The organism is Paraflavitalea soli, from assembly GCF_003555545.1.
GTDB lineage: Bacteria > Bacteroidota > Bacteroidia > Chitinophagales > Chitinophagaceae > Paraflavitalea > Paraflavitalea soli.
This window is the reverse complement of record NZ_CP032157.1, coordinates 7,870,372-7,895,912: the sequence shown is the minus strand read 5'-3', so window position 1 is coordinate 7,895,912 and position 25,541 is coordinate 7,870,372. Positions and strand designations below refer to the sequence as shown.

Genomic DNA, 25,541 nt, shown 5'->3' with positions numbered 1-25,541 from the left:
AACTATGAAACTTCATTGGTGGCTGGCGGGTTGCTGGATCCTGATCCCGGCAATCAGCCTGGCGCAGCAAGCTATGCCTGTTAAAAAAGGCAATGGGTATACGCTCAGCAGCCTCAAAGGTCAGTTGATGGGGATCGATCCGGACCAGGGTGGAAGGATCAGCTTCCTTACCATGGACGGCGTGAACTTTCTCACGGATAGTCTGGTGAACAAGGAGAATTGGGGGTCTACTTTTTGGCCCAGTCCTCAAAGTGACTGGAACTGGCCACCGCCGGCCGCCTGGGATAATCAACCGTATACAGTGACATTGGAAGGTAACCGGCTAAAGATGCAAAGTGTGGTGGACCCGAAATCAGGCCTGGCCGTGACCAAGTTCTTTTCGGCGAATGTACAAGCAGGGTATTATGAACTCGAATATGTGATCACCAACCAAACAGCCATTGTTAAAAAGGTAGCACCCTGGGAAGTAACCAGGGTGCACCCCAATGGCTTTTGTTTTTTTCCGATGGGTAAAGGTCATCTCCGCGGCGGACTGATGCCGCAGACAACGCTGGAGAACGGTATCTGCTGGTACAGGTACGAACAGCAAAAAATACCTGCGCAGGGAGATTCACAACTATACACGGATGGCAGTGAAGGCTGGTTTGCAGCGGTGAATGGTGATATTATCCTGATCAAAAAGTTTCCTGATATCGCTTTTGAAGCAGCTGCTCCCAAAGAAGGAGAAGTGGAATTGTACGCCAATAAGGATGTACCGCAAAAAAGTTATGTGGAGATCGAACACCAGGGGGCCTTCACGGAACTGGCACCGGGGCAATCGTTCTCCTGGACGATGCAATGGTTCTTAAGAAAACTGCCACGCCGTATCAAAGCAGCATCCGGCAACGGGGCGCTGATCGAATATGTGCGAAAGGTGGTCAACTAATTTACGCTAACCTTTTAAGATTGGGCTATATGAAGGTATTAACCGCTTATGCCTGCTTTTTACTGGCAGTGCTTAGCTACTGTTCCTGCAAGCATAAACAAGACCGCTCGTGGGGCGCTTATAAGGCAGATGCTGCCAGCACGAGTTATTCTGCGCATGACCAGATCAACCTGCAAAACGTGGATCAACTACAGGTGGCCTGGACGTTTTACCCCAATGATGCGGCAGAAGGTTCGCGCTTCAATGGCAGTCAATGCAATCCGATCATCGTGGATGGGATCATGTATACGGCTTCTGCGAGGCATCGGATCTATGCGATCGATGCCAAAACAGGTCAGCAAAAATGGGCATTCGATCCTTTCGACGGGGGGCCCGGCGGCGGCGCCTTCCGGGGTGTGACCTATTGGGAAGATGAAGGGGGGAATAATCAACGGGTACTGTTTACCGGGGGTGATGTATTGTTTGCCGTGGATGCGCATACAGGTAAGCTGATCCCCGAATTTGGCGACAGGGGCCGGGTGAGCATGAACGTGGGGATGCGGGATAATCCGAAACTGATCTCCATTAAACCCACTTCTCCGGGCATCATTTACAAGGACCTGATCATTATTGGCAATGAAGTATCGGAGTTGTATGGGGCGCAGCCGGGCTATGTAAGAGCCTACCATGTGCGTACGGGAAAACTGGTATGGACCTTTCACACCATTCCGCTGCCCGGCGAGGCCGGATATGAAACCTGGCCCAGGGATGCCTGGAAATATGCCGGGGGCGCCAATAGCTGGGGAGGCATGAGTGTGGATGAAAAAAGGGGTATGGTATTTTTTTCAACGGGCTCACCCGCCTATGATTTCTATGGCGCAGACCGGGAAGGAAAAAACCTGTTCGGTAACTCGGTGGTAGCGCTGGATGCGTCCACGGGTAAACATATCTGGCATTTTCAAACGGTTCACCATGATCTCTGGGACTATGATCTGCCAGCGCCACCCAACCTGATCACGGTAACGCATAATGGCAAAAAGATAGATGCGGTGGCGCAAACCTCCAAAGTAGGATTCCTGTATGTGTTCAACCGCGAAACAGGTGAACCGCTGTGGCCCATCGAAGAAAGGCCGGTACCTGCTTCGGATGTACCCGGCGAGAAAGCCTACCCCACTCAACCGTTTCCTGTAAAACCCAAAGCATACGCACGTCAGCTGCTGACGGAAAACGATCTTTCGGATTTTTCACCGGAGGCGCACGACTCGCTGGTACAATTGTTCAAGCGCTCGCGCTATGATGGTCTCTTCACGCCTCCCTCGGTGAAAGGATCGATCAATTTTCCTGGCACCATCGGCGGATCGGAATGGGGGGGCGCTGCGGTGGACCCCAACACGGGTGTGATCTACCTGAAGTCGAATGAATCTCCCGAGATCGACCTGCTGGTGAAGATCGACAATTCCAAATTGGATGGCCCTGCTGCCAAACAGGTAGATGGAAGGGAGGTGTATATGACCTACTGCGCCTCCTGCCATAAGGCGGACCGTACGGGTATTGAACCGCAGTTTCCCTCGCTGGTGGGACTGAACAAGCGCATGGCGGAGGAACAGGCGTTGCTGCGGGTGCGTGAAGGGGCCGGGAAAATGCCGCCTTTTAAACAGATCCTGAACGGCAAAGAGCAAGCGGTGATCGACTTCCTTTATAATAAGAAAAGGGATCGTTCTATACCGAACGATGAACACCTGCAAGAGATCCAGCAAAACCGTACTTCGATGGGAGTTGTGAAAGCTGATCGCACGGCGGATAAAGACACGGGCGTACTGTACCTCAATACGCAGGCTTATTACCCGCTACGGGACCTAGAAGGACGGCCTTCGATCAAACCTCCTTATGGTACGCTCAACGCTATCGATCTGAATACGGGTGAATTCCTGTGGACGGTTCCGGCTGGTAACCTGGCAGAGCTGCAACAAAAAGGGGCTCCACCTACCGGTACTACGGGTTCACCGGGCCCGATCGTTACGGGCGGCGGATTGGTGATCCTGGGTGGCGGCCGGGATAAGCAACTGCAGGCGTACGATAAGAAGACGGGCAAGTTAGTCTGGGCGTATACACTGCCCGCTTACTCTTCTTCCTCGCCTTCTTCGTATACGGTAGATGGCAAACAATATATCGCAGTTTCTGTAGGGGGCGATAAAGCACATCCTGCGGGGATGATCATGGCATTTGCATTACCCAACTAAAGCATTCATTCATGAAATTAAACATTCAATTCATTACGGTACCAGCCCTCGCTCTTTTATGCGGGCTGAGTTCCTGTGGACAACAAAAGGCCGCACCTGAACTGTTCAAAGCTACGGTGCTTACGCCTGTCAATAGTTTTACGAGTGATGTGGAAGGTCCGGCGGTGGACAAGAACGGGGTGTTGTACGCGGTGAACTTTCAGAAGCAGGGTACGATTGGCAAGGTGCAGGACGATGGTACGGCATCCATCTATGTTACACTTCCTGCAGGCAGCACGGGCAATGGCATCCGTTTCGATAGTCATGGTACTATGCTGATTGCCGATTACACGGGACATAAGATACTGAAGGTAGATCCTGCTACGCTTGCTGTTACTGTGCTGGCACATGAACCCAGGATGCACCAGCCCAACGATATTGCCATCGATAGTAAAGACAGGCTGTATGCCACGGACCCTGATTTCAAGGCCGACAATGGGCGTATCTGGCGGATCGACCCAAATGGTACCATTACCCTGCTGGATAGTGTGCGTGAAGGGGCTGCCAATGGCATCGAGGTAAGTCCCGATGAAAAGACGCTGTACGTGAATGGCGGCAAGTTTATCTGGGCCTATGATCTACAGGAAGGCATCATCAGCAACAGAAGGGTGCTGATCCAATTCCCGGATCATACGGTAGATGGTATGCGCTGTGATATCAAGGGCAATATCTATCTCACACGCTTTGGCAAAGGGGTGGTAGCGCAGATCTCACCGGCAGGGCAACTCCTGCGGGAAATACCGATGGCCGGTAAACGGACTACCAACCTGGCCTTTGGGGGGCCGGATGGCAAAACGGTTTTTGTAACACTCATGGACAGAGGCAATATTGAATGCTTCCGGGTGGACGAACCGGGGCGGGAATGGCAGATGCTGCGAAAAAAATAAATCAGAGCAGGGTGAGCCGCCCCTGAAGGGCGACCCACCCTTAAACAGCCTTCGACAGGCTCAGGCTGACAGCCGACACCCTTCGACAAGCTCCTTTAGCCGCCTTCGACAGGCTCAGGCTGACAGCCGACTACCCTTCGACAAGCTCCTTTAGCCGCCTTCGACAGGCTCAGGCTGACAGCCGACAGGGTGACATTCGGCTATTAATTCAACGACATTGAATCACACTCTAATGTTTTTTATATGAAAAGAAGAGAATTGATCAGGAACTTAACGCTGCTGCCAGTGGCAGCAGCGGTCCCCATGGAATCTTTGTTTGCTGCGCCACCCAACGTTGTTGCAAGGGCGGCCTACACCAGCGATTTTGATCCTGCTACCAACCTGTTTACGGAACTGGGGGTTACGCCGATCATCAATGCGCTGGTAACGATGACCTTCCTGTCGGGCTCGCTGATGCTGCCGGAAGTATTGGAAGCGATCCAATCGACTGCCGGTGATTTTGCCAATATGTATGAATTGCAGGAAAAAGCAGGCGCCAGGATCGCAGAGATGCTGCATGCCGAGGCAGCGATGGTGACTTCAGGCGCAGCCTGCGCCATGGTGCTGGGCACGGCCGCCTGTATTACGGGCAAGGACCCGCAAAAGATCAAAGCACTGCCCAATCTTCCCGGGCCACAGAAAGAAGTGATCATGCAGAAATCACACCGCTACCTCTTCGATCAACAGATCACCACCTGTGGTGTGAAGATCGTGGATGTAGTGGGCCCACAGGAAATGGAAAAAGCGATCAATGCCAATACGGTGATGGCCTTGTTCTTCAACGCCGCGGATGAATCGAGTGTTACGCGCGAAGAATTTGTGGCCATTTGTAAACGTCACCATATCCCTTCCTTCATCGATGCGGCGGCAGATGTACCACCGGTGGAGAACCTGTTCCGGTTTCAGAAAATGGGCTTTGACCTGGTGACGTTCTCCGGCGGAAAGATGCTCCGTGGTCCGCAAAGCGCCGGACTGCTATTTGGAAGAAAAGACCTGATCGAAGCGGCCCGGCTGAACCATAGTCCGCATGAGTCGCCCATCGGTCGCCCTATGAAGGTGAACAAAGAAGAGATCTTTGGTATGTACGCTGCGTTGAAAATATATCTTCAAAAAGACCATAAAAAAGAATGGCAGGACTGGCTGGACCGCATACAATTCATTGGCGATTATTTGAAAGCTGTTCCAACGGTTGTGGCAGAGACACGTCTTCCCGATAGTGAGGCCAACAATTTCCCTGGTATGACGGTGAGCTGGAACCAACAAAAAGTAAAGATCACACCGGAAGAAGTATCCAAACAATTACTGGCCGGCAAACCCAGCATTTTTGCTGCGGGCAGAAAAGATAAATTGTCTATCGGCGTGGTATTGCTGAAACCGGAGCAGGTGGAGATCGTGGCGCGACGGGTGAAAGAGATACTGAGTGCGGCAGTGGTGTAGTATTTTTTATTCAACCTAAAATATAGTTTATGCAACAAAGGAGATCCGTTTTGAAAAAATTACTGGCATCGGTAGCAGGTATCGCCGGTGTGAGTACCGTGGCAAAAGCAGCCGGCCATTCTGAAGCAGGCACCCATTCAACTGAAAAAGAAGCAGGGAATATCACTTATGAGCAAAATGTGCCGCTCTTCTCCGGCCATACCAAACATAATGGACTGGTCTATATTGCCGGTAAAGGCGCGCACGAAGCGCCCTTCGAGATCAAGGCGCATACGGAGATCGTGCTGAAAGAACTGGAGAAGGAGTTGATCAAGGCCGGCACCTCGATGGATAAAGTGCTGAAGGTAACTGTCTTCCTGAATGATATTGCCGATTACAAAGGCATGAATGAAGTGTACAAAGGCCGCTTCGGTCCCAACCCGCCGGTTCGTACAACGGTAGCTGTTGCCAAAGGTGGTGTTCCGGGCGACTCGCTGGTTGAAATGGATTGTATCGCGATAGCAGGCTCCTAAGGGAGTCCTGCCTTTGGAAAAGCGTTTTACTGACAACTTCTAATAAAGGAAGATGAAGCCATTATTTATCCTATCGATGTTACTGCTGGTAACCGGCTATTGTTTTGCGCAGCCCTACGCTATTGTCATTAAGGGTGGCCATGTGATCGATCCAGCAAATCATGTCGATGGGTTGTTCGATGTGGCCATCCATGATGGGAAGATCGTGCGTGTGGCCAGGGATATCGACACCCGGCAGGCGGTACAGGTAGTGCATGCAAGGGGTCTCTACGTTACGCCGGGACTCATCGATCTACATGCGCATGTATTCGCCGGCACGGAAGCCGGCCGGTACCTGAGCAATGGACCCGATGCGCTGCCACCTGATGGATTCACTTTCCGTGTGGGAGTAACCACGGTGGTGGATGCCGGCGGCGCGGGCTGGAAGAACTTTGCGCTGTTCAAAAGAAATATCATCGACCGGTCGAAGACGCGGGTACTGGCGATGCTCAACGTGATGGGAGAAGGCATGCGTGGCGGGGCTTATGAACAAAACCTGGAAGATATGAGCCCTGCTATGATCGCCCAGGTAGCCGCCGCCAACCGCAATGATATTGTGGGCATCAAAGTGGCGCATTATACAGGACCTGCCTGGGGGCCTGTAGACAGTGCGGTGGCCGCAGGCAGGCTGGCAGATGTTCCGGTGATGATCGACTTTGGCGGCAGCAGGCCTGCGCTATCGTTGAAGGAATTGTTCCTGCAGCATCTTCGCCCGGGCGATATTTTCACGCATGCCTATGCCAACCTGGGAGAAAGCCGGGAAGCGATCGTTGATGAAACCACGGGCATACTGAAACCTTTTGTATTGGAAGCCCGCCAAAAGGGGCTCTTCTTCGATGTGGGCTATGGCGGCATCAGCTTCCGTTTTTCGCAGGCCATCCCGGCGCTGAAACAGGGATTCTATCCTTCTTCCATCAGCACGGACATTCATAGCTCGAGTATGAACAATGCCATGAAGGACCAGCTAAATGTGCTATCTACCTTCCTGGCACTGGGTATGGACCTGGCTGCCGTGATCCGGGCCAGTACGGTTACACCAGCCCGTATCATCAAACGGCAAGAACTGGGTAACCTATCGCCCGGCAGTGTAGCAGATGTAGCCATCCTGCACCTGCGGGAAGGCCAATTCGGGTTCTATGATCATACAGGGTACAAGATAAAAGGCAACCGGAGACTTGAGTGTGCTATGACCATCCGTAATGGAAAGATCGTGTATGACCTGAATGGTATCGCCACGCCTGTTTATCCCCCGCGTACGGAAAGGCAAGGCAGTACAAGAACAGACAACAACCATTAACACTCAACGTAGGGAAATAAAACAACAAAGCATGTCCTCACACGGAACAGTAATCACTAAAAACACACATCCTGCCTTAAGGACAGCTATCTGGCTGTCCTTCCTCCTGCTGCTTGTGGCGCTTGGTATCACGGTATTCGGGAACGTACAAACTGCGGGTCCCTTCTACATCCTGTTCTTTTTGTTACTAGCCATTGGCTTCCAGGGTTACAATCTCCTAAAAGGGTTTTCGTATACGGTGATCATTTTTGCAGCGGTCACCACGGCGCTTTTTTATCCCCAGTACTTCAGATCGTACCATGGATTCAAGTTTGCGGTGCTGATCTCGCCGCTGATCCAGCTCATCATGTTTGGGATGGGCACTTCGATGAGCTTTCATGATTTTGCAGGGGTGGTAAAAATGCCCAAGGGGGTACTGATCGGTGTGATCAGTCATTTTATCATTATGCCGCTGGTGGGTTTTACGCTGGCCAATATCAGCGGGTTTCACCCGGAGATCGCTGCGGGGATCATCCTGATCGGTTGTTCGCCCAACGGGATGGCCTCGAACGTGATCTCGTACCTGGCCAAGGCCAACCTGGCGCTATCGGTGACGATCACCGCGATCTCTACGATGCTGGCGCCCTTCGTAACGCCGATGCTGATGAACCTGCTGGCGGGCGCGTTTATCAAGATCAATATCGTAGACATGATGCTGGACATCTTCAAGATGGTGATCGTGCCCATCCTTGCCGGACTGATCTTCAATAAACTGTTCAGCGGCAAAGCGGGCTGGCTGGACAGAGCGATGCCTAAGGTCTCTATGGCGGGGATTGCCTTCATCATTGTGATCATTACGGCTGCGGGCCGCGACAGCCTGTTGCATATCGGTCCTGCCCTGGTACTACTGGTGTTGGTCCATAACCTTTCGGGCTACCTGCTTGGCTACTGGAGCGGCCGGCTCTTTAAAATGAGTGAGCGGGATTGCCGCACGATTGCGATCGAAGTAGGTATGCAAAATGGCGGACTAGCTTCGGGCCTGGCGAAAGCCATGGGCAAGATTGCCACGGTGGGCCTGGCCCCTGCCATTTTCGGGCCGCTGATGAATGTGACAGGGTCGATCCTGGCTTCTTACTGGCATCGGAAGTCGCCGGGAGAGGAGAAGGCATAGAGGCAACGAGGGGGAGGGTTGAAAGGTTGGAAAGTTGATAGGTTGAGAAGGGAGTAAGGCTTCGACAGGCTCAGCCTGACACTGTGCTTCAATAAACGACATTGAATAAACACCAGGTGAAAAAAAGAAGTATGCAAAAAGTATTTTGTTTTATACCGGTATTGCTGCTGGCCGGGAAGTTGGCTGCACAGCAGATCGCGATGCCCAAGGAACAGCTGATAGCGCTCACGGGCCAATGGACAGGTGAACGCTTTGCCGACGGCAGGCCTAAAGTATCGGACAGCCTGATCAAAAGGCTGGCGAATATTTCGCTCGAAGATTGCTGGCAATATCTGCAGAACCTGGGCTACAATAATCAATTCGAGTCGGGCTGGAAGAACGTGCATCCGGAAAAAGTGCTGGCGGGCCGGGTGGTCACGGCCCAATTCATGCCTTCGCGCCCGGATGTGGACAGCATCATCAAAGCAAAGGGAAAAGCGGAAGGCCGGATCGGTGCTACCAATTCCTGGCCTATCGATGTGCTGAAGCTGGGTGATGTATATGTAGCAGATGGTTTTTCGAAAGTGATCAATGGTACGCTGATCGGGGACAATCTCGGCAATGCTATCTATGCGAAGACGCAAACGGGGGTCATCTTCGATGCAGGGGTGCGTGACCTGCAAGGGCTGGAAGCGATCGAAGGATTCGCCGGCTATGTAAGAGGCTTCGACCCTTCTTTCCTAAAAGATGTGACGATGACGGGGATCAATTACCCTATCCGTATAGGAAGAGCAATTGCGCTTCCCGGTGACCTGGTGCTGGGTAAGAAAGAAGGAGTGGTTTTCATCCCGGCGCACCTGGCAGAGAAAACGATCGTTTATTGTGAGTTCATTGCGTTGAAAGATGAATTTGGACATGCGCGATTGAAAGCCGGCACTTATATGCCCGGTCAGATCGATGCCTCCTGGACAGATAGCATCCGCCATGATTTTTTGCAATGGCTGAAAGATAATCCTTCGAAAGTGCCGATGACCAGAAAGCAGCTGGATGACTTTATGAAGGAGCGTACGTGGTGAGGGAGGTGCTGCGGTGGCACAGTTTTGTTATCCGCTATGGAGAATCAAAAACTGTATATATGAATAAGCCAGATGAAAAAAAGAAAGACCTGAAAAAAGATCAGCAGCAAGACCCCGAAAATAAAGATACGGCGCTGCCACCCGACCCGGAAACACTGCACAAAACTGATCCCCAGGATAATATGAAAGGCCCGGTTTCTTCACTCATGAATAAGATCAATGAATCGGCGGAAAAAAATGAGGAGGAAGAGGCGGATGATAAACAATAAAGCGCCGACCCGATTGAACACCTGCCGGGTTAGTTGAAGTTTTGCCGGAATTCCAGCGGAGAAATATTGGTTTTCTTTTTGAAGAACTTGTTGAAGGACTGGGGATATTCGAATCCCAGGAGGTAGGCAATTTCGGCGACGGACAGTTCGGTGATAGTCAGGTATTCCTTTGCTTTTTCAATCAATTTCAATTGTATGTGCTGTTGGGTGCTTTGACCGGTGAGGGAACGTAACATATCGCCTAAATAATGGGGCGACAGGTTTAGTTTAGCGGCAAGGTATTCAACGGTGGGAGCGCCTTTTTTCAGGGCTTCTTCCTTTTCAAAATAATCACTCAACAGTTGTTCCATGCTGGCCAGCAGATCGTGGTTGACGGCTTTGCGCGTAATGAACTGCCTTTCATAAAAACGTTTGCTGTAGGTCAATAACAGATCGATCTGTGCCAGGATAACATCCTGCTGATGCCGGTCTATATGCTGGCACTCCTCATTGATCTTTTCCATGATATCTACTATATTTTTTTCTTCCTTGTCTGACAGATGCAAGGCTTCGTTGACTGCATAGGAAAAGAACCCCAAATTTTTGATCGATGTGGCCAGGGGATGTTTGTAGAGGAAATCGGGATGGATCAACAGGGAATAGCCTGTGCCGACAGCCGGAGCAGGGTCCTCCAGCTCTGACATGTCGACCGACTGTACCTGTTTGGGCGCAATAAAGGTCATCATGCCTGTATCGAAATCGTAGTATTGCTGGCCATATTTCACTTTGCCCAATACCTGTTTCTTTAATGACACACAGTAGAAGTCCAGCGAGAAATGATCCAATACCTCCTTCCCGGGCAAACGCATGTTCTCCACCTTCACTATGCTGATGAGCGGATGCAATGGCGGCTGCAATGATACCAGGCGATGAAATTCGGATATGGAATGGACGATCTTCATATTGACCTTTATTCAGTGTTGTGAAGGGCAACTGCCTTCCGGGCAGTTACCTTTTTTACAAAATTAACCGATTACCTGCTTACCCAACTCCTGCCTGAATGCTTCGCTGCCTATTTCCAGCCGGCGGGCATATAAAGCGTTTGCGTCCACACCTGCTACATACCGTACCTGGTCTTTGCCATCGGTAGCCGCTTCGTACACCACCTGGGCAATCTGTTCGGGCGTGGAGGCATTTTCCATCATCGCACCAACACTGGAGAAGATCTTTTTCTCCATTTCCTGGTAGGCAGGGTGTGAGTTATTGACCAGGGAGCGGCCCAGAAAATCGGTTATGATACCGCCCGGCGCCACGGTCTTGATGCCGATGTGGTGGATACCCAATTCGAAGGACATGCTTTCGGACCAGCCCTCAATGGCAAACTTGGTGGCATGGTACACGGAACCCAGGGGGAAGGTTAAAAATCCGCCCATAGAAGTAGTATTGATGAAGAGGCCGCCATGCTTTTCTCTAAAATGAGGAATAAAGGCCTGTGTAACGCGCAATACGCCCAACAAGTTGGTATTGATCTGATGGGTGATCTGATCGTCGCTGAGCGATTCGAGGGGTCCCATCAACCCATACCCCGCATTGTTGAATGCCACATCCACCGGGTGCAGGGAAATGGCTTTGGCCACCGTGGCCCTGATCTGCGCCGGGTTGGTGACATCCAGCGGCAATAGTGTTACATTTTCCAGGTGTGCAAGGGCTGTATCTTTTTCGGGATTACGCATGGTAGCGATGACATTCCATCCATTGGCCTGAAACAGGAGGGCGGTGGCTCTGCCCAGTCCGGCTGATGCGCCGGTAATAAATATTGTCTTTTTCATAATGTTCTTTTTTGCTTATTTACAAGTCAAAGATCAGCCGGTGACGGCGAGCGGATGTGTCCAAACCGGACTATGTTGTATCCAAATTTATTGTTCCTGCCGCCTGCCGTTCACCATAACTGTCGTCGAAGGTTGGGATGCTTTTTTATATTTGCCAATAGTCAGGCTATATTTGAGACCTGTCCCTTAAAGACTTATTAAAGCAATAAAACTTAGTACATGAAGATTACCTGCCTGTATCGCATAACGCTTAACACGGCATTGCTCGTTTGCCTGGTAAACGCCACCGATGCTCAAAACACTGTAGGCCCGCCCGTAGAGACAAAAGCTCCCAACAGCGCCTATAAACCAGCCTTTGCCGGGCAGACGCGTATCGGGAGTGTTAAAACCACCACGCCGTACAAAACCGATAAACTCGCCGAAAAGCTCAGCAGCCCCTGGGCGATCGTTCCGATGCCCGATGGCAGACTGCTGATCACGCTCAAAGGAGGCAGCATGGAGATCAGGAATGCCGATGGCAGCCTTGCCAAAGCGATCACGGGGTTGCCGGCTGTAGAGGCCCGTGGCCAGGGTGGACTGCTGGATGTAGCGCTGGATCCTGAGTTTGCCAAGAATAAGATCATTTACTGGTCCTTTTCTGAAAAATACGATCCAGGCAACCTGACTGCCGTTGCCAAAGGAAAGCTGGACGAATCGAAGGGGGTGGTTGAAAACCCTACTGTTATTTTCAGGGCTACCCCGGCGCTGAAGAGCAGTCTGCATTTTGGCAGCCGCCTGGCTTTTGGAAAAGATGGTTACCTGTATGTGTCAACGGGCGAACGGTCGAACCTGGATGGCAGGGTGCTGGCGCCGCAGCTCCATGCAGGCCAGGGTAAGATCTTCCGTATTACCAAAGAGGGTAAAGCTGCTCCCGGCAATCCTTTTGAGAAGAAGGCAGGCGCTATGCCGGAGATCTATGCTTACGGCTTCCGTAACCCACAGGGGCTGGTCTTCGATCCTTACACGAATGAACTGTGGGAAACAGAATTCGGTCCCCGCGGCGGTGATGAGCTCAACCTGATAAAACCTGGTAAAGACTATGGCTGGCCCGAGATCACGTATGGCATTGAATACAGCGGTGAAGCAGTGGGCAAGGGTATACAGCAAAAAGAGGGACTGGAACAACCTGTGTATTACTGGGACCCTGTGATCTCGCCAAGCGGTATCTGTTTCTACCAGGGCGACGCGATACCGGAATGGAAAGGCAACCTGTTTATATCGGGCCTCAGCAGCACGCAGCTTACGCGGCTGGTGATCAAAGACAATAAAGTAGTAGGAGAAGAAAGGTTGCTGGAAGATAAGAAAGAACGCATCCGCGATGTAGCTTGTTACAATCAAATGCTCTATGTAGTGACGGATTCGGGTACGCTGTACCGGATCAGCCGCCAATAAGATATGGCTTTAACAAAAAGGCCTCCTTGTTTTTACAACAGGGAGGCCATTTTGTTATAAACGATTTCTTTAGATCAGGGTGAGCCGCGTTCGAAGGGTGGGTCGCGTCCAAAGGGTGAGCCGCGTTCGAAGGGTGAGCCGCCCCCCGAAGGGCGACCCACCCTTTGGCTTCGACAAGCTCAGGGTGACATTGCTCAGGGTGATATTACTGAGGGTGACAACATTCGTTCATTACTCCTGAATGCGGCGAAAATCAACATTCCAAATACTGATGCCCTGGGTGCTGAAATGCCCGGCAGAAGCATTGCAACCCGCCTTGATCACTACATAAATGGTTCCGCTTGATCCAAATGTTACATCAAAGGTGCGGGTGCCATTAAATGCTGTCCAGGTGCCCCAATTAATAAAGCCTATCCGCTTGTTATCGGCATAGTCCTTACCATCTGCCGGCACGGCCTGACCACAATATACCTCCACCCAGGTATCCTGGGTTACTCCATAAGAAATATTGGTGGTGAAGCGGTATATTTTATTGGCCACCACCTGCACAGCCTGGTAAGTACCACCATTCACCTGAGCAGTAACTGGTCTTGTAGCAGTAGTAGCCGTATAAGCGTTGTTGGCCAATGTCCACACGATCTTATTGGCCGTAGCATCGTACCTGCCCCAGAACTGATCATCGCCCGGATTCATTTTTCCACCCTTGATCAGGTTGTCGTATGCCGGATCATTCCTGGTGGTTGTTACACTTACGGGTGTTGCGCTATATAATTTGCCTCTTTTATCCAGGGCCTGCATTTTAATAGAATAAGTGCCGGCCAGGGGATAAAATACGGTGTCGGAAGTTTTGCCCATTACGGGCCCTCCCCCTTTACCTACATCCCACCTGGTACCTACGCTTTCGCCCTTTGTGGTATTGGTGATCACAAACTTTGTATCATTACCCGGTACGGGGGTTACGGTAAAAGTAGCCACCAGGCTATCAACGGGCGCATACAACTCATAGTCGTTATTGGAATCCTTCTGGCAACCCAAAAGGACAGTAGCACCCATTGCCAGGGGCAATATGGCTGTTAGTATGTTGAACTTTGTTGACGACTTCATGGTCATGATTTTTGAAATGTCTATGATAAAAATTGCTATCGGTTTAGTTGCCCCAACCAGCATTCTGCTCCCAGCCGGTTTTGGTGATCTCGGCCTGGGGAATGGGATACCAGTTCATTTTAGACTGATCAAATACCCTGTCTTCGAGTTTAGTGGGGGTGTACACAAAATTGGCGCCATTGAGGGTGATGGAAATGCTTCTTATGGGATTGGCGAGCAGGGCTCCTTTTTTCCACCTGCGCAGGTCCCACCAACGGTGACCTTCAAAGCCCAATTCAACCCTGCGCTCATGAACCAGCGCATCAGTTGACAGATCGGTAAGGGCAGGCATGGTAGCGCGCGTTCTTACCCTGTTGATGGCCTGCAAGGCGGTCATGCCATAACCCAAAGGATCGCCGGCAGCGCCATACGCATTGTACATCGCTTCGGCATAGTTTAACAACACTTCGGCATACCTGATGTACAACCACTGGTGGGTAGTAGTGGTATTGTTGAGCAGGTCAACGGTTGGGTTAACGTGCTTGCCTAAATAATAACCAGTCTTGGTAGTATTTAATTTAGGCTGCCCACTATTGCCGCCAAAGTAAGTTTGAATGGTCGTTGATTTAAAGGTTGCTCCATTGTATACTACAGAGGCTGCCAGGCGCGGGTCTCTGTTGCTATAGGGATTGGCAGCATGCACGGGATTGTTCCAGTCGAATGGAATGGATGTAGCGCCGGTCTTCACCTCAAACTCGTCTACATAGTTCTGGCTTGGGGTAACGCTGTTCCCATTGCTGCCTTCAAATACAATCGGGAAATTATTTCTTTCCAAACCATTCTGGTTACCATGTCTCCTAAAGAATATGGCTTCTGCAGAAGCGACATTGGTGGCGCCAAACACGTTGGCATAGGAAGCATCGAGGTTAAATACATTCATCGCAATCACTTCACGGGCAGCAGCAGCTGCATCCGCCCAGGTAAAGGTAGAGCCGGCATCTTTATACAAAGGGCTGGCGGCATATAACAGGGCCCTTGCCTTCAGGGCTTTAATGGCTCCATAAGTGATCCTTCCGGATTCATACCAGCTGGTGGAGGAACTTGTGCGCACACTATCGGGGATAATGACAGCCGCTTTATCGCACAAAGAAGCAATATACCTGAAACATTCATCTACAGAGTTCCTGGGCAAACCTCTCCAGGTGGATGGCTGGTTATAATCCAATACCTGGTCAATAATAGGAACGGCGCCATACCGTTTTACCAGCTCGAAGTAGAACAACGCTTTCAGGAAATGGCATTCACCTTCCATGAACCTGAGGTTATTGACGGCCCTTTTGTAGGCAACAGAATCGTTGTTAACGATACCATTGGAAATAGATGACAGATCTACTTCGCCCTTGTGTTTCAGGAACAGGTTGGCCTGGTTAATACCTTTGAAGTTATCGGTCCAGGTGCCTTCGGGATTATCGAACTGGTTCCATACACCATAGTTGTAGGAATGTGACCGGTTGTTTACGTTGGTATGGTAGGCGTCATCAGTTGCCGCTTCCATATCCAACCAGGCAAAACCATCGGGCATATAGCTGTAGGCATTCCATACAATGCCCTGTATGTAATCGTATCTTTTATACATCAGCTCGATCGGCATGTCGGCCGGGATCTTTTTCACATCCAAAAAGTCTTTCTTACAGGAAGCAAGGCTGCTTGCCGCCAATACTATAAGAAGGATGATATAATGATTTCTTTTCATGCTGAGAGATTTCAATTGTTCGTACTAGAATTTTACTTTAGCGCCCAGTGTAACTGTCTTCATCAAAGGATAACCCATGGAAAGTCTTTCCGGCTCCAGCCCTTCAATCTTTGTGCTCAGCAGATTGTTACCGCTTACATACAACCTCAGCACTTCAAATTTCTTCAGGAATCCTTTTGCCGGCAGGGTATAGCCCAGTTCAACGCTGCGCAACTTGACGAAGTTTCCGTTACGAAGCCAGAATTCGGCCTGCTGGTTGTTGTTGGCATTTACCAGGGTAGATAACCTGGGGGCAGTGGCAGAGCTGGCTGTTTCGGGGGTCCAGGGATTGTTGGAGAAAGCGGTAATGTTGTTGTTGTTGGCCAAAGGATGGGTATATTCAAACGCATCATCCAACAAACTAACGGTTCTGTTCATTACACCCTGTACAAAGGCATCGATATCAAATCCTGCATATTTAACACCGATGTTGAAACCAAGGGTGATCTCAGGAAGTTTCGTAAACTTCAGGGGTGTTTTATCATAATCATTGATAATGCCGTCGCTGTTGATGTCAACATATTTCAGATCGCCCGGGCGCACCTGGCCATAGGTTGACTTGGCAACGCCTGCCTTCAGGTTGCCATTGGCTTCGAAATCTGATACCTGGTAGAAGCCGGCATTTTGCAATGCCCGGAATTGATTGATCCTGTAACCTTTCTGATACAGGTAGTCAAACGGCTGTGCATCCTGGGCCCTTTTGGTTATTTCATTATGGGCGTAAGCAAAAGTTACTCCCGCATAATATTCGAGGCTGCTCTTTGTCTTGTCACGGTATTGAAGCGACACTTCAACCCCGCTGTTTACGGCCTCTCCACTATTGGTATTTCTAAGGTTGAATCCTGTATAAGCAGGAACGCCCACAGGAGCTTCCAGTATACCGGTCCTCTTTTCTCTGAATACATCGATGGTGGCATTCAACTTCTCCAGGATGGTCAGGTCAACACCAATATTAGCTGTCGATTTTTCTTCCCAGGTGAAATCGGCATTGGGATAATCTCCTTCGGTACGTCCGCCAAATCCGCTGTTGGTTGTACCCAATGTGATGCCAGGAGCGGTGATACCCCATCTTTCGAATAAGAAGCGATAGGCTTCGTTGGTATTGGCAGTGAGGCCATAAGAAGCCCTTACTTTCAGGAAGTTGATCACTTTATTGTTGGCCAGGAACGCTTCTTTGCTGGCTATCCATCCCAAACCTAATGCGGGGAATACACCATACCGATCGCCTGCCTTGAAATCGCCGGAACCGGCATAAGAGAATGACAGATCGGCAATATACTTTTGGTCATAATCGTAGGTAACTGCGCCGCGTACCCCTTCCTTCACTACCGGATAGAACTGACCATCGTGGGTGTAGTTGGAGCGGTTTACCTGCAACATACCTGTAAACGTATGTTTGCCAAAGGATCTGTCGTAATTAAATCCTAACTGGATGGAATTTCTATTCCAGTGATCGTTGCCCTCATCGGTGATACCCTGACTTACTGCACCCAATACCTTATACACCACATTGCCGGTACCATCAATAACGGGGTTGTCATAGGCATCTTTTGTGGCTTCAAATGAAGGTACGGTGAAGCGTTTTTCATATATACCTATGTACAGGTTGCTGTAAGAGATCCCTCCATTAAGAGACAATCCCTTGACGAGGGCATCCAGTTTTTGGGTAAAGCTTACGTTGGTTTGTATACTTCTCGTATGAGAGTTATAAATACCATTTTGCCTTAACAGTTGTACGGGGTTGAAATTATACACCGCATTATTGCCCCAGGTACCGTTGAGGTTCTTTACAGGAAAGGCAGCCGCCGGTATGCGCAACAAATTGGAGAAAAGGGAGGAAGCGGTAAAACCAGCGGGTGTGCTGCGATCTTCGCTAACGCCGGAAACGGTTGCTTTTATAGACAAGTTCTTAGTGGCCTGTACATTTACATTGGCCCTTAAGTTCAGCCTTCTGTATTTGGCATTGGTGCCAAAATCCTGGTCGATGGCATCGGCATCTTTATAAGCGCCGGAGAAATCGGTATAACCACCCAACACAAAAAACCTGGCCTTGCTGTTGCCGCCGCGGAAAGAGATATTGTAGTCCTGGGTGGCAGAGCTATTGTTCAATATTTTATCGTACCAGTTCACATTGGGGTGAAAAGGATCATCCTTTGCCTTGTACAATTCCGGATTGTAATATTTGATGGGCAATCCATCATTCTGCAAGGCCTTGTTATAAGCTGTAGTGTAGCCATATGCATCCATTACTTTGGGCATGGATATTGGCCTTAGGTTTCCGTACCTGGCATTTACCTCGATCTTTGTTTTGCCAGCGGTGGTACCTTCTTTGGTGCGCACACTTAATACGCCTGCACCGCCATCAAATCCATAAATAGCCAATGCTGCGGCATCCTTTAATAAGGATATGGATTCTATTTCAAACGGAGAGAGTGCGGATAAGGCATTGAGGTCTACCTGGAATCCATCGAGGTAAATGGCGATGGCATTGCCGGCAATATTCCAGCTGCTTTGTCCACGCATGTATAAGGTAGGGTTATCGTACCCGGGCTCACCAGCGCCTGTTGTTACGGTCAATCCCGGGATCCTTCCCTGTAAGGTGTTGAGTAAATTACCGGCATTCGTTCTCGCCAATTCTTCACCGGTGATGGTAAATATAGCGCCGGTAGTTCTCCAGCTTTGTTCGGCCCTGAGGCCCTGGTCAATGATCCTGCCTGCAGGCTTCGCAAATAAAGCAATGGTATCTGGTAAGCTGGCGTTGGTTGATTGTGCCTGGCTTGCCGTAAACCCGCACAACAAGACCACGCAAGCAAGACTTATATTTTTATATTTCATTGTTTTCTGGTTAATCGTTCAAATAAACAGTTGTTACCATCCGGGGTTTTGACCATCCCAGCCTTTTCCTCCCAGGTAATTCATACTGATCTCGGTATAAGGGAAGGGCACATAGTAATATTTAACAGGGAACGTTCTGGTGCCATAGCTCACCAGGTTCCAGTTGAGGAACGGGTTGGTGGGCTTGGGGATAATACCATTGGCAGAGGCGGTGACGGCAAATCCGTTGAGGGCCTTGTTCAACACTATATGGGCAGTGAGCCAGCGGTGCAGGTCATTATAGCGGTGATCCTCAAATGCCAGTTCTATTGTACGCTCGTTCTGGATGGCTTTTCTAAAAGCTTCCTGGTCGGGCAGCATGGTTCCATCTTTATCGGGCATACCTGCTCTTTGCCTGATGAGGTTTAAGTACTGGAATGCTTCAGGCGCCAGGGCAGTGTATTCATTCATTGCTTCGGCATAGCTCAAATAGAATTCAGCCAACCGGAATATGGGCCAGGCGAAGTGGTTGTCGTTGTTGTTGTCAACGCGGGCAATAAATTTGGCGCATTCAACGGCGCTACCGTAGTTATCACCAGCGTTGGTATCGTCGGCCAATCTACCTTTCGCATAAGCCTTGTCAGCAGATTCTTTGTAATAGGCCAGGAAAGTTTTACCGCCATTGTACCATTGGCCGCCCCAGGCAAGTGACTGATAAGCGCGGGGATCGAGGTTGAGGCCTTCGAAATAGGCTTTGAAATCAGTTCCTGAAGGAGTGGCAGTCCACTTAGTGCCATCTCTTTTTTCATACAACTGCAAGAACTCAACCGGCACATTATTTTTAGCGCCCCATTCCTGCATGCGCACCTTGGAGGAGTTGTACCTGCCCCAGTCGGCCCATCCATCGCGGTTGGGATCATTCTGATTCCAGGTATTTACCAATATCATTTCGGGGCTACCGTAGGTGCCGGTGGTTCCGAGAACGTTGTTGCAAACGGCTTCATAATCGCCGAGACCGGCATAGTTATCTGTTTTGGCGGTGGTAAGGGGTTTTCCTGTATTGTATAAAAGCACGCCGGATGCAGGAGCGGCATCGATCACGGCTTTGGCTGCATCGGCAGCGCGCTTCCAACGTTCTTTGCTGTAAGATGGGTAAGCCAATACGGTATCCCTGCCATCGTTGTAACGGGCGCCTGCAATAGCAGCTGTCATACCCGGAGGGGTATTGTACAAGGGGCTGGCAGCGTACAATAAGATCCTTGCCTTCAGGGCCAGTGCAGCCAGGCTAGTGATCCTGCCATAATCGGTGGTGGGCCTGGTAGCCGGCAAATTGGCGGCAGCCATATCGCACCATTTCACCAGGGTATCTACCAGTGATTGAATGGAAGCACGGGGAATGTCGATCTTTCCGTCGCCCGCTAACGGCTCGGTTACGATGGGAATACCTCCGAATAAACGGAAAGCGCTGTAGTGGGCCATAGCGCGGCAAAACAATGCCTGGGCTTTGACATCGGTCTTCCATTCTTCGGGAGCGTCGGTTACCTTGTCAATGTACTTCAGAACGAGGTTGGCTTTCCGGATAGACTTATACCATCCTGAAAAGGCATTCGCAGCGGTATTGCCACGTTGGGGAATGGGGCCTCTGTCAATACTGGTAGTTGGGGTCATGCCACCTACTACATAATATTGATAATTGAGGTTACCAGCCACCCAGTTGGCGCCGGGCAGCAGGAGGTGTACCTGGTCGGTGAGCACATCTTCGCGGCTATCGGCGGAGTTGTTCATTACAAAACCAGTGGGCACGCACCAGCCATACATATCGGCGATGGCATAATTGGCCTGCTTTTGTGTATGGAAAACGGTGTCCACTGTTATGTCACCACCCTTTGGTTTTTCGAGGAATTCTCTTTTGCAACCTGTCATTATGCCGGCCGTAACGATCACGGTTACCAGCACCAGGCAGATATATAATCTTTTCATTGATTTTCTTTTTACTGTTCAAGCATTAAAATCCAATATTAATACCTGCATTGTAGGTGCGGGTAAGGGGATAACCCATAAAGCCCATGTTTTCCGGATCACCCCAGATCTTATTCTCGCTCCAGGTATACAGGTTAAATCCGTTGGCATATACACGAACATTACCAACGCCCAGTTTACTCAGGATACCACGTTGGAAAGTATAACCCACTTCTACATTCTTCAGCCGTATGTAAGAAGTATTCAGGTTGAAGTAAGTATTTTGGTATGCCTGACGATTATAGGCGGCAATGGGGAAGCGGATGTCTTCTCCGGCAGCATAACGCTCAGGGGTGAAACGTGCCCAGTCTACTTCAAACAACGCTTCGGTAGTGCCGTTGAAATGGAGGTTGGTGGCGGGCATTGGATTGGCGGCCACACGGGCAGCGCCCTGCAGCAATAAGGACATATCGAACCCTTTGTAGCTGAATCCGAATGAAATACCGTAGGTCAACTCCGGGATGTTGGTATATCCGGATCTTTTATAATCCTTGTTATCGATCACACCGTCGTAGTTGATATCCTGTAACCTGACATCGCCAGGCTGTAAAGGCACATTACCGAAAGTGAGGTCTTTCTGTAAAACATCCTGGCCGCTGGCATTTTTATAGGTCTTTCCATCCGCACCTTTTGCCAACACGGGTTTGGACAAAATAGGATTGTTGCTGGCATCCACCTCATACAGTTGGGACCAGGAGGTGTACAATCCATCGGCTTGTAAATAAGAACCCTGGTTGATGGGCTTGCCAGTGGAGGCCTGGTACTCCAATCCCGGAATGATGGCCTCATCACGGAACACGATCTCATTCTGGTTCGTTGCGATATTAGCTTTTACCCAGAAGTTGAAATTCCTGCCTACTTTATCACGGTAGGAAAGATCGAGTTCCATACCCCTGTTCTTCACTTCACCTAAGTTATACAAAGGCAGATCGGCAGCCACGATGCCGGGAACGGTTCCTTTACGGCCGAGAATACCTGTTCTATGTTCGGTGAAAACATCAAACTCTGCGGTGATCTTATCCTTCCAGAAATTGGCGATGAAACCCAGGTTGGCTTTTTCAGCAGTTTCCCAGGTAACATTGGGGTTGCCCAGCCTGCTTTCAAATGCGGCCCGTACGTTGTTGCGATTGGAACCGGACTGGCCAAAATAATATCCGGCTACAGGACCAGGAGTACCGCTATAAGCCCATACATCGGCCAGGTAGAGGTAGCGGTTGTTGCCTATCTTGTCATTACCTACTTTACCGTATGATCCTCTTAGCTTCAGGAAAGTAACCACATCGTTCTCCCGCCAGAAATCTTCTTTGCTGGGTATCCAGCCCAATGACACGGCCGGGAAATACGTAAAGCGCTGCCCTTCGGGGAAGTTTTCAGATCCGTTGTAACCCATGTTCAACTCGCCCAGATATTTTCCCTTGTAGGCATAGGTCAACCGGCCCACCAGGCTTTGGTAAGCATGCGGGAGTTTGAATTGCAGATTGGGGTCGTAGGTCTTGGTGAGGTTGGCCATGGCCAAAGCTGTAATGGCATGATCGCCAAAAGTGCGGCTATAGTTTAAGGCAAACTCTGCATACCAGGTACGCCACTTGCCTGAATACCAGTTTTGCCATCTTTGAGAAGGCGCTTCATTGTTCAGTTGCACCAGGATCGGGTTCAGCTTATCGCCATTAGGATTTTCGCGTGCCGCCCACATTACGGGGTACGACTGACCACCCGCCGTGCTGGAGAAATAGCTGTCGTAGGAAACCTTCACGTTGGCAGTAAGTCCCCTGGTGATGAAATCCAGTTTATGGGTAACGTTGAGCGCTGAATTGAGCAGGCTGTTGTTGTTGAGGTTATAGGCATTGCGCTGGGCCAGGCTGTACAAAGGATTGAACTGCTCGGCCGTCTTTTGCCAGATGAACACAAACTTGCCATCGATGTAACCGGGAGAGCCCATGGGATTGGTCCACATGAGGTTCTTCTCGTAGTTGTACCCGTCGTTGTTCATACCGGAAACCTGTACGAACTGGGTCCCTACATCAACGGAGACCTTGAGGTTGTCGGTTACCTGGAAGTCGAAATTGCCTCTTAAGTTATAACGATCCTTTCTGTAGTCCATTTCTTTGGAGAAAGGCATATAATCGGTATTGAACAAACCTCTTTGTGATAAATAACCGGCAGAAATAAAGTACTTCATGCCTTTGGTACCACCGGAAACATTCACGTTGGCCTGTGTTTGGGGGGCAACATCTTTATAGATCTGCTTTTGCCAATCCTGGTCGGGGTGGAAATAAGGATCATAATAAGGATTGGGAGAACCGTTGGCCAGTTTGGGGGTATGGGCATTCTGATAATATTTCAGGTCCTCGTCGGTGTATTGAGGAACATACCCTGTTTTTCTTTTCTCCACGAATTTTGCCCAGCCGTCGGCCTTCCCTGCCACATCCGCATCGTTGGCATGCTGCTGCCACCAGGTCTCAAAGATCTGCTCGTTGCGCAGGGTGGCGTATTGATAGGAGTTCACGTAATTGGGCATGCGGGTAAACTGGTTGAGGGCGCTTTGAACGGTAGCGCTGATCTTGGGTGTGCCTTCTTTACCACGCTTGGTAGTGATGAGGACTACCCCGTTTGCACCACGCACACCAAACACGGCGGTGGCACCGGCATCTTTCAGGATACTGATGCTTTCAATTTCGTTGGGGTCGATATCATTATAGGAGTCGCGCACGATACCATCGAGCATGATGAGGGGGGCGGTGTTACCGGTGTAGGTACCAATACCCCGGATATACAGGCTGGAGGCGTCTGCACCCGGTTTGCCGGTACCTTGTACGGAGATCAAACCTGGCAGGCGACCAGCCAGGGAGTTGCTGATATTGGCTACGGGCGACTGTACAATTTCCTTTGCACTGATGGTGCTGATGGCGGCAGTGACGGAGGCCTTTTTCTGCTGGCCGTAGGCTATCACCACCACATCGGTGAGGTTGTCTGCATCCGTTTTTTGCATCTTAAAGCTGAAGACGGACTTGCTGCCTATTGGTACATTCTGTGCTGCATAACCCAGGCCTGTTATGCTTAATGTTTTGTAGGAAGCATCGATGGTCAGTGAAAAATTACCCTGGTCGTCGGTGGCAACACCAATGGAAGTGCTTCCTGGTTTGTTGGCTGCTACAGAGGCGCCGGGAATGGGGGCACCTTGCTCATCTTTGACAGTGCCACTAATTTTTCTTGTTTGTGCGCATACTTCCTGCTGTACGACGATGGCCAGCAAGAATAGCAGAAGCCTGCACAAAAGTTGTCCTTTGTTCATGATTCTCATCAGTTGTTTGGTGATAAAAGAAAAATCTTACCGTATGATCTGTTTGCTAAATCGTAAAATCGGGAGAAGAAAATTTAGTCTTATGAAGGTGGCCGGATGGAATCCGACGGTAGTAGTTGGGCATACACGGATAGGAGTGTGTAGAATTCGCAAGCATATCGTTTGGGGTTTTAGTTACAACATGCAATTTTGGATTTGGAGAAAGAATATCCAAATAATCACCTACGTCAAAACCACTACACTTTAAAAAAAGGTAACTGATAATCAATAATTTGTATATACGTCTACTACTACGTCAGCTATAAAACGCTGTCCGAGGCAAATAGTTGGCTTGACAACAGTGATCCTGATCAATACAGAGAGATGGGCTTGTTGAACTTATTTTTATAGGCCACAGGGGTAAGACCGGTAATGCCCTGGAAGAGATCGCGGAAGGCCTTCATATCACTGTAGCCTACTTCATACATAATTTCATGCATGGTCTTACGGCCTCCTTCTATCGCCTTTTTGGCTGCTTCAATTTTTATACGCTGGGCATATTCGGCAATGGAATTGTGGGTGGCTTTTTTAAATTTGCGTTCCAGGGTGCGCCTCACTATGGCAAAGGTTTCGGCCAGTTGGTCAATATTGATCTTTTCCCGGTAATTCTGCTCAATATATTCCTGTACGCTCAGCACCAGCGCATCGCCATGTTTTTTTTGCCCGGTAAAGACCATGAAAGCAGCCTGGCTGGTCCTTTCGGTATCCAGTAAAAAATGCTTTACCAGGGACATAACAATTTGCCTGCTCGTAAATTTCTCCATCAGGTACATCAGCAAATTCCAATAGGAAGTACCACCACCACTGGAATAAATACCATTTTGCTCTATGATGATCTTGTCATCGACCAGGATGGTATCGGGATAAAACTCCCTGAACTCCGCAGCATACATCCAATGGGTGGCGCATCGCCTGCCCTTGAGCAGGCCGGTGCCGGCCAGGATGAAGGCGCCCACACAATAACTGGCGATCTCGGCGCCATTCTTATATTGATTATTTAACCAAGGCAAGTAATGCCGGTTGAGCTGGGTGACGCGCATTACATCGCCGGTAACAGCCGGCACGATCACCAGGTCATATATCTCTGTCTGGTCCAATGTTTTATCACAGGTAAGGCAAACGGCTCCTCCCTCCTGCCGGATCTCTTTCCGAAATCCCACCAGGTCTACCTTAAATAAAGGCTGTTCACCTTTTGCCTGTAAATATTCGTTGGCACTGGTCAAACATCTTTTTGTATCAAGGATACTTGAGGTTATCGCCTGCTCAGGCACCACAATACCGATCTGTTTCATGCTACAAAATTAGCCTTAGCAGTTGTCGCAATCAACACCCCATTTTGTCGCAGGACCAATAATCCTGTCGTTGATTGCGACATACATTTGGTTT

Annotated in this window: 18 protein-coding genes; 10 read left to right on the top strand and 8 right to left on the bottom strand. The window is 49.9% G+C overall.

The annotated features are described in order from the left end of the window. The first annotated feature begins 4 nt into the window (after positions 1 to 4). The 9 genes from D3H65_RS30370 to D3H65_RS30330 all read left to right on the top strand — a co-directional run bounded on the left by D3H65_RS30370 (position 5) and on the right by D3H65_RS30330 (position 9,868). Positions 5 to 925, top strand: coding sequence for a DUF4380 domain-containing protein (locus tag D3H65_RS30370; RefSeq protein ID WP_119053911.1), 921 nt, complete (start codon positions 5 to 7; stop codon positions 923 to 925). Positions 926 to 954: 29 nt separating this feature from the next. Then, positions 955 to 3,144, top strand: a complete 2,190-nt coding sequence (locus D3H65_RS30365; protein ID WP_119053910.1) for an outer membrane protein assembly factor BamB family protein — start codon at positions 955 to 957, stop codon at positions 3,142 to 3,144. A gap of 11 nt (positions 3,145 to 3,155) precedes the next feature. Beyond that, complete coding sequence (locus D3H65_RS30360; RefSeq protein WP_119053909.1) at positions 3,156 to 4,070, top strand: SMP-30/gluconolactonase/LRE family protein; 915 nt, start codon at positions 3,156 to 3,158, stop codon at positions 4,068 to 4,070. 243 nt (positions 4,071 to 4,313) lie between these two features. Continuing rightward, a complete protein-coding gene (locus tag D3H65_RS30355) occupies positions 4,314 to 5,546 on the top strand; it encodes an aminotransferase class V-fold PLP-dependent enzyme (protein WP_119053908.1) in 1,233 nt (410 codons plus the stop codon). A 29-nt stretch (positions 5,547 to 5,575) separates the two neighbouring features. Continuing rightward, entirely contained in the window at positions 5,576 to 6,058 is a 483-nt protein-coding gene (locus tag D3H65_RS30350; protein WP_119053907.1) for a RidA family protein, read from the top strand. A gap of 52 nt (positions 6,059 to 6,110) precedes the next feature. Beyond that, positions 6,111 to 7,394 (top strand): amidohydrolase/deacetylase family metallohydrolase, encoded by a 1,284-nt coding sequence (locus D3H65_RS30345; protein ID WP_119053906.1) that lies wholly within the window; start codon positions 6,111 to 6,113, stop codon positions 7,392 to 7,394. A 31-nt stretch (positions 7,395 to 7,425) separates the two neighbouring features. Then, positions 7,426 to 8,544: a bile acid:sodium symporter family protein gene (locus tag D3H65_RS30340; protein WP_119053905.1), complete on the top strand. Its 1,119-nt coding sequence runs from the start codon at positions 7,426 to 7,428 to the stop codon at positions 8,542 to 8,544. A 131-nt stretch (positions 8,545 to 8,675) separates the two neighbouring features. Next, positions 8,676 to 9,599 (top strand): RraA family protein, encoded by a 924-nt coding sequence (locus tag D3H65_RS30335; protein ID WP_119053904.1) that lies wholly within the window; start codon positions 8,676 to 8,678, stop codon positions 9,597 to 9,599. Positions 9,600 to 9,658: 59 nt separating this feature from the next. Next, positions 9,659 to 9,868 carry a hypothetical protein gene (locus D3H65_RS30330; RefSeq protein WP_119053903.1) on the top strand — a complete coding sequence of 70 codons (210 nt, stop codon included), beginning with the start codon at positions 9,659 to 9,661 and terminating at the stop codon, positions 9,866 to 9,868. A 29-nt stretch (positions 9,869 to 9,897) separates the two neighbouring features. Here D3H65_RS30330 and D3H65_RS30325 read toward each other — a convergent pair whose 3' ends face one another. After that, positions 9,898 to 10,809, bottom strand: coding sequence for a helix-turn-helix domain-containing protein (locus D3H65_RS30325; protein WP_119053902.1), 912 nt, complete (start codon positions 10,807 to 10,809; stop codon positions 9,898 to 9,900). 63 nt (positions 10,810 to 10,872) lie between these two features. Next, entirely contained in the window at positions 10,873 to 11,676 is an 804-nt protein-coding gene (locus D3H65_RS30320; protein ID WP_119053901.1) for an SDR family oxidoreductase, read from the bottom strand. Positions 11,677 to 11,895: 219 nt separating this feature from the next. Between D3H65_RS30320 and D3H65_RS30315 the strand changes: the two genes are divergently transcribed. Then, a complete protein-coding gene (locus D3H65_RS30315; RefSeq protein ID WP_119053900.1) occupies positions 11,896 to 13,107 on the top strand; it encodes a PQQ-dependent sugar dehydrogenase in 1,212 nt (403 codons plus the stop codon). 231 nt (positions 13,108 to 13,338) lie between these two features. On the opposite strand, the gene D3H65_RS30310 is transcribed toward D3H65_RS30315, so the two are convergent. The 6 genes from D3H65_RS30310 to D3H65_RS30280 all read right to left on the bottom strand — a co-directional run bounded on the left by D3H65_RS30310 (position 13,339) and on the right by D3H65_RS30280 (position 25,447). Beyond that, the gene (locus D3H65_RS30310; RefSeq protein WP_162915882.1) at positions 13,339 to 14,211 is read right to left on the bottom strand and encodes a PKD domain-containing protein; all 873 of its coding nucleotides are present in this window, start codon (positions 14,209 to 14,211) and stop codon (positions 13,339 to 13,341) included. 43 nt (positions 14,212 to 14,254) lie between these two features. Then, entirely contained in the window at positions 14,255 to 15,943 is a 1,689-nt protein-coding gene (locus tag D3H65_RS30305; protein ID WP_119053898.1) for a RagB/SusD family nutrient uptake outer membrane protein, read from the bottom strand. A 24-nt stretch (positions 15,944 to 15,967) separates the two neighbouring features. Further along, complete coding sequence (locus D3H65_RS30300; RefSeq protein ID WP_119053897.1) at positions 15,968 to 18,817, bottom strand: SusC/RagA family TonB-linked outer membrane protein; 2,850 nt, start codon at positions 18,815 to 18,817, stop codon at positions 15,968 to 15,970. Positions 18,818 to 18,850: 33 nt separating this feature from the next. Further along, complete coding sequence (locus D3H65_RS30295; protein WP_119053896.1) at positions 18,851 to 20,776, bottom strand: RagB/SusD family nutrient uptake outer membrane protein; 1,926 nt, start codon at positions 20,774 to 20,776, stop codon at positions 18,851 to 18,853. Between the two features lie 25 nt (positions 20,777 to 20,801). Then, complete coding sequence (locus D3H65_RS30290; RefSeq protein WP_119053895.1) at positions 20,802 to 24,107, bottom strand: SusC/RagA family TonB-linked outer membrane protein; 3,306 nt, start codon at positions 24,105 to 24,107, stop codon at positions 20,802 to 20,804. Positions 24,108 to 24,466: 359 nt separating this feature from the next. After that, positions 24,467 to 25,447, bottom strand: a complete 981-nt coding sequence (locus tag D3H65_RS30280; protein ID WP_119053893.1) for a GlxA family transcriptional regulator — start codon at positions 25,445 to 25,447, stop codon at positions 24,467 to 24,469. Positions 25,448 to 25,541: the final 94 nt, after the last annotated feature.